Here is a 6000-nt window from a genome sequence, read left to right as displayed (position 1 = left end):
AGTTACCAACTTGTCCCATAGTAAGTTCTACCTTATTTTTTTGTCTCAGTCTAATTTCCAGTTTTGGTGTTAGACTAGAATTTACTTTGAGAATTTAGGGGCTGAAAAAATTAATCAAAAATCTGTTCAAATAACTTGCCTTGTACGTGTTTTTTTGGTATTATGATAAACGGTATTGTTTACCCCATTTGAAAGGCCCCGGAACCTTCCAAATACTTTTTGGCGGAACGGAACACCCGCCACCCGTAAACAAAAACGAACTATATATAGGAGAACTCATGAACAAAACAACATTTATGGCTAAACCAGGCCAAGTTGAACGTAAATGGTATGTCGTTGACGCAACAGATGTACCACTTGGACGTCTTTCTGCAGTAGTTGCTAGCGTACTTCGCGGAAAAAACAAGCCAACTTTCACACCACACACTGATACTGGTGATTTCGTGATTGTTATCAATGCTGAAAAAGTTAAATTGACTGGTAAAAAAGCGACTGATAAAGTTTACTACACTCACTCACTTTACCCAGGTGGTTTAAAATCAGTCACTGCTGGTGAATTGCGTTCTAAAAACGCTGTTCGCTTGATTGAAAAATCAGTTAAGGGCATGCTTCCACACAATACTCTTGGACGTGCACAAGGTATGAAATTGAAAGTCTTCGTAGGTAGTGAGCATACTCATGCTGCGCAACAACCAGAAGTACTTGATATCTCAGGACTTATCTAAGAGGAAAGGAGCAAGAAATAAATGGCACAAGCACAATACACAGGTACTGGTCGTCGTAAGAACGCTGTTGCACGCGTTCGTTTGGTTCCAGGTACTGGTAAAATCACTGTAAATAAAAAAGATGTAGAAGAGTACATCCCACACGCTGACCTTCGATTGGTCATCAACCAACCTTTTGCAGTTACTTCAACTCAAGGTTCGTATGATGTTTTCGTTAACGTTGTTGGTGGTGGATATGCAGGTCAATCAGGTGCGATCCGTCACGGTATCGCGCGTGCACTTCTTCAAGTTGACCCAGATTTCCGTGATTCATTGAAACGCGCTGGTCTTCTTACACGTGACGCACGTATGGTTGAACGTAAGAAGCCAGGGCTCAAAAAAGCTCGTAAAGCTAGCCAGTTCTCAAAACGTTAAGAACCAGCTACAATACAGCATTTACAACACTTCATGGTTCACACCATGGGGTGTTTTTTGATGGTTTTTTGGCAAAATTCACACCATTACTTTTTAAGGTTACGGTAAGCAATTTCACCAACAGCCATTGGTATGACATTTGAAGTATTGACATAAGTCTTCGTTGTAATAGTGTCACTCTGAGTTAATGCTTCTGAAATAGCTTCGAGTAATGTTCCTGCTTGTTTAGCTAGTGTTGCTCCAGTATGGCGTAATTTTTGAGGTGTAGTGTATTTTAGCTTCCTATGATAGACTTTGATTGATTCCATATGATTATTTAGGTACTTGGTACTTAGGAAGCATTGCGAAAAATAAGCATTGGACAAGTCAAGATTGAATAATGTCCTTTGATATTAGTAATATTTTTTGGGAAAAATCCTAATGAAATTTAGTTAGCATTTATTGGAAAATGGTATAATAATAAACAGATAAATATTTTCAAGGAGTATGTCATGAGTAGCGAGGCAATCAGTTTATTAAAAGATTTACAGCCGAATGTTGCTAGTGTTTACAAGGTATCATCGTTTTTAGGATTTGATGTTGAAAAGGTTGAGAGTGTTAGGGACTTATTTTCAAACGATACTATTTTTGAGTTATTACGACCGAATGATTATGATGGAATATTCGGGTATATTTCCATTCAAACTGGTTTGTCGGTTAAAACGCGGGCTAATCAGTATAGAGCATTCTATGAAAAAGCATCTTTAGCAATGCAAGAAAGAGGCCAAACAAGTTCAGAAGTTGATTTTATTTTGGTAGTTGGAGAGAAGATATTAATAATATTTGATTCTGCAGATTTTAGAAAACGCTTAATTCTAACGCCAGATAAGCTATCTAGAAGCAATTCAAAATACTTAACGAAATTTGAATCTTTAAGAATATCTTCCGTTTTCGAACAGTATATAGAGGATGACTTGTTTGGTGATTATGAATTAGATGCAAAATTTAAAACGGAACTTTTTCGTTTTGCGATTGCTGATGATGAACAATTTATTAATAAAACAAGAATTATCAGATTAAATTTTTGGAAAAGAATTCAAGAGAGTGTTGAATGCCATAAAATTTTAAAATCTATTTTCTTTAAAGATTCAGTCTCCATTGATACAGAGTCAAATTATTACGGAGATGTCATTTCAGCTGTTCTGGATACTCTTGTACTGCGGTATATTTTAGTCCGAATCTTAGAGGGGAGATTTGGCTATGAAAATGAAGTTGCAAAAAAATCAGTTTCTAAAATTGGTCTAGGAACAACAATGTCTATTGATAAGTTGTTGGAATCTAAGGTTCGTTTTGATAGTGAACAGAAAAAAATGATAGTAACTTCTAAAAAGGAAGAGCTTTCTTTATTTGATGTTACTCCATATGAAATCAGTACTCAAGAAGTTGCTGAAATTCATCAAACGCAAATAAATTATATGGAAAATGTGTATGGTGGGGATCTTTATGTCTCTGATATTGCCAGAGCTGCTACAAAAATCGAGAGTACTTTAAGTGAATCGGAATATGCTTTGATTTGGAGTATGACAAGCTCGACAGAACTTGATTTTGATTTAGAAGATGTTACACCAGGAACAATTGGAGAGCAGTATGAACAAACGCTTCAAATGAAGCTCGAAAAAAATATTAAAGGACAATGGGAGTACAGTAAAGACAATAGCCAACAACGAGCACAAGGTTCGTTTTATACTAATGCACAGATAACGGATTATATCATTGAACAAACACTAGGAAAAAAACTGTCTGAGATAAAGAAAGCTTTAATACATGATGCGAAAACAGATAGTAGTAGAGTAGCTATACTGAAAGAGGTTTTAAAACTTAAAATAGCGGATATTTCTAGTGGTGGTGGAACATTTCTGGCTGGAATGGTTCGAAAGTTAGGAAATTGGTACTCAGAACTTGAACAGGTTAGCGAAATAAGTAAGCTACTGTACCAGATTAAAGAGTATAAATCAGCTGTAGACTTCCAAAAATATGCTGTCAATCATATGATTTATGGCATAGATTTAGATTTAAAAGCTTTGATTGTTTCAAGTTTTGCTTTAACGCTGGAATCTTTGGGAGACACCCAATCTAAACTTCCGGAATTGATTGGAAAAACATTAATTCATCAAAATGCCTTAGTATCTTTGGTACCCGAATCCTTAAAAAATAAATACTTCAAGATTTATCAAAACAATATCAAAGAACTTTACGAAGAGAAGAAAAAATGGAGAGCTAAGAAAGGGAATAGTTTTTTGGAGAAGAGAGCTGAATTACAACAGGTGTTTGCTAACTTCTCAGTCGAATATCTCCAGTCGAAGAAATTTGATAAAGAAATTTTAGAAAGAACAATCCTTGATAGAAACATAGAGGTCTTGGAATTTAATCTTCCTGAGATTTTCTTTGATAAAGAAGGGGAATATCAAGGAGGTTTCGATATTATAGTTGGAAATCCGCCATATATACAACTTCAAAAAAAGGAAATTTTTTCTGATTCAGAAAAATATATTTATCAAAAATTAGGAGAATTTGAATCCTATGAGGCAACAGGAGATGTCTATGCTCTGTTCTATGAGCGTGGAATAAAATTACTTAAAGAAGGTGGTTTGTTAGGATACATTACCTCAAATAAATTTTTGAGGTCAGGTTATGGGCAATCTTTGAGAAACTATCTTTTGAACAACACCAATCCATATCTTTTGGTTAATCTAGGTTCTGGAATGTTTGGTGCAACGGTTGATACAAGTATCTTAGCAGTTGAAAAAGCAAAAAATCAAAATGAATTGAAAGCCATAGATTTGATGCAGCGTTCTAATGATCCTAGAGTACGTTTAGAAAATATGAGCGATTATATTGAGCAACATGGATTACAAATCTCGTATAAAAAAGATGAAAGCTGGCTAATATTATCACCGATTGAGCAATCAATAAAACAAAAAATTGAATCAGTAGGAACACCACTAAAAGAATGGGACATTCGTATCAATCGAGGGATTTTGACTGGATATAACGAAGCGTTTATTATTAATAAAACGAAACGAGATGAATTGATTAAACAAGACCCAAAATCTGCTGAAATAATACGACCGTTTTTTCGCTCCAGCGTTGGCGCTTTTGTATCCTTTGCGTTGTTTCGTAGTCATTTTATAGACTTCTATTGTATCGCCACTAGCAATAATCTTTGTATCGTAAGAACTAAAGTTCTCACGGGCATAGATTTTACGCTCTATATCTTTGATTAGTTCCTTCATTTTTCCTCCTTTCCATTGTTTTCGCCTGATGTTAGTTTCTATTATCAAGTCAAAGGACCCCTTCGGGGTCTTGGAGTGGCTTCGCCCCTCCCCTCTCACTTGAAAATAGATTTTTTTGACTTTTAGAGACTTAACCCATTATTCACTAATAGGAGTTCGCCCGTCCGCTACGCTGGGCGAGGCTGGGCTTGTCAAGGACATTTATGTCCTGTTCTAATCTTTGTTTTTGTGCTACCTCTCGCATAGCATAGCCAAGGGAGGGCTTTCGCCCTCTTGCCTTTTTATTAAGGCAATTCACCCGCTACGCTTCGCTAAAAGCCTTACGGCTTGAATGGCTCATTATCTGCTTCAGACTTCCATTTTTTATAAAGATTGATATGCAAGAAAGAGCCATTTTCGTCTTTGAATGCTGGATAGCATTTCTCACTCTTCAACCGTCCGAACACTCGAGAATGATTTGCTAAAACATACTTTTGACCTCTTTCAGCTAAAGAGCTGAAAGGCACAATATAAATAGCAAGTTGAGAATTTTGAGAATCAACAATATCCAGAGCATAAGCAACATCTTTATCTAACTTCAAATAATCTCTAGACATATCAGACACCTGCTTTCTTAACGTCTTCAGCAGTAAACGACAAGCGAGGTTCAGCATAGTCAGAACCTTTTGAAGTGCGAGCGTAAACAGTAGCATCTAGACCAAGAAATTTGATTTTATCAAAGACTTTCAAATCTGCAATACTCTCAAAATCCGAAGGCATTTGCTTCAGTTTTACTTTTAGAAGCTCACCATTTTCATCTAGAGCTTCAATCGTTGTACCAACGATTTTTTCTCTATCTTGAAAATCAAATGTAGGTGTCAGTTGCTTGAAACGAAAGTCAAAGCTAGACAATGTTCTTCTTAAATCTGCGTATATTTTCATAAAAACACGCCCTTTCAATAAATTTTTTTCATTGAAATCAGAAAACAGCAAGCCCTTAAAAAGACTTGCTGTCAGTGTTTTTATAATAATCATGTTATATATTTCAGGCTCAAAGCCCATTCTATCGCGTTTATAAGTTTGCTTTTCAGCACTTTTTACGGTATAATGTTCTATGAACTTGATAACAAGTTATTTCAAAAACGCCGACAGTTTCCGAACTCGCCAAAGTAACCGAAGCTGTCTTTTTTTGTGCTTTTGTTTTCAAGAATTTCAATAAAGCTATTATAGCATATTTTCTAATCAAAAAAAACCACGCCTTTTTTTCAAAGGGCTTTTTTCTTTATTTCTGCCCCTGAAGGTCAAGACTTACCCTGTAAACTGGTTTTTCAGGGTGGGAACTATCCGCCCTCTTGCTTTCCAATCTCGCTTCAGCATGCTCCCCTCTCCTCCTGCTCGTCGTTCGTACGCTTGCCCCTTCTCCATCGCAGGCTTATTCCGAGATGGCAAGCTAACGCATTGAGCTCTCTCTCTGTTTGTCGTCGATGGTCGCCAGCTCTTGCTCAATTTGGATCAAGAAAACGGAAGTCCCACCACCTCAAAACAAGCGTTTGACATGGGTAGTTCTAAGACCTTCAGGAACAGGACATAAATGTCATTGACCTCTTTTT

The 6000-nt window shown here is 36.4% G+C and carries 5 protein-coding genes and 1 pseudogene; 3 read left to right on the top strand and 3 right to left on the bottom strand.

Annotated features, from left to right (window positions below; genetic code table 11):
* The first annotated feature begins 278 nt into the window (after positions 1-278).
* The gene (gene rplM / locus A3I7_RS0107160; RefSeq protein WP_018376108.1) at positions 279-725 is read left to right on the top strand and encodes a 50S ribosomal protein L13; all 447 of its coding nucleotides are present in this window, start codon (positions 279-281) and stop codon (positions 723-725) included.
* Positions 726-746: 21 nt separating this feature from the next.
* Positions 747-1139, top strand: coding sequence for a 30S ribosomal protein S9 (gene rpsI, locus A3I7_RS0107155; RefSeq protein WP_018376107.1), 393 nt, complete (start codon positions 747-749; stop codon positions 1137-1139).
* Positions 1140-1225: 86 nt separating this feature from the next.
* On the opposite strand, the pseudogene A3I7_RS0107150 reads toward rpsI, so the two are convergent.
* Positions 1226-1474, bottom strand: a pseudogene (locus A3I7_RS0107150) (site-specific integrase); the annotation flags it as partial.
* 156 nt (positions 1475-1630) lie between these two features.
* On the opposite strand from A3I7_RS0107150, the gene A3I7_RS0107145 reads away from it, so the two are divergent.
* Positions 1631-4402: an Eco57I restriction-modification methylase domain-containing protein gene (locus A3I7_RS0107145; protein WP_018376105.1), complete on the top strand. Its 2772-nt coding sequence runs from the start codon at positions 1631-1633 to the stop codon at positions 4400-4402.
* A gap of 329 nt (positions 4403-4731) precedes the next feature.
* Here A3I7_RS0107145 and A3I7_RS0107140 read toward each other — a convergent pair whose 3' ends face one another.
* Positions 4732-5007, bottom strand: a complete 276-nt coding sequence (locus A3I7_RS0107140; protein WP_018376104.1) for a hypothetical protein — start codon at positions 5005-5007, stop codon at positions 4732-4734.
* Between the two features lies 1 nt (position 5008).
* A complete protein-coding gene (locus tag A3I7_RS0107135) occupies positions 5009-5332 on the bottom strand; it encodes a hypothetical protein (protein ID WP_169333810.1) in 324 nt (107 codons plus the stop codon).
* Between the last annotated feature and the right edge of the window lie 668 nt (positions 5333-6000).

The organism is Streptococcus orisratti DSM 15617 (assembly GCF_000380105.1).
Lineage (GTDB): Bacteria > Bacillota > Bacilli > Lactobacillales > Streptococcaceae > Streptococcus > Streptococcus orisratti.
This window is presented reverse-complemented; position numbering and strand designations above follow the sequence as displayed.

Excerpts from the sequence above, each read along its gene's own strand:
- rplM (WP_018376108.1), top strand. The coding sequence starts at position 279 with ATGAACAAAACAACATTTATGGCTAAACCAGGCCAAGTTGAACGTAAA.
- rpsI (WP_018376107.1), top strand. The coding sequence starts at position 747 with ATGGCACAAGCACAATACACAGGTACTGGTCGTCGTAAGAACGCTGTT.
- A3I7_RS0107145 (WP_018376105.1), top strand. The coding sequence starts at position 1,631 with ATGAGTAGCGAGGCAATCAGTTTATTAAAAGATTTACAGCCGAATGTT.
- A3I7_RS0107140 (WP_018376104.1), bottom strand. The coding sequence starts at position 5,007 with ATGTCTAGAGATTATTTGAAGTTAGATAAAGATGTTGCTTATGCTCTG.
- A3I7_RS0107135 (WP_169333810.1), bottom strand. The coding sequence starts at position 5,332 with ATGAAAATATACGCAGATTTAAGAAGAACATTGTCTAGCTTTGACTTT.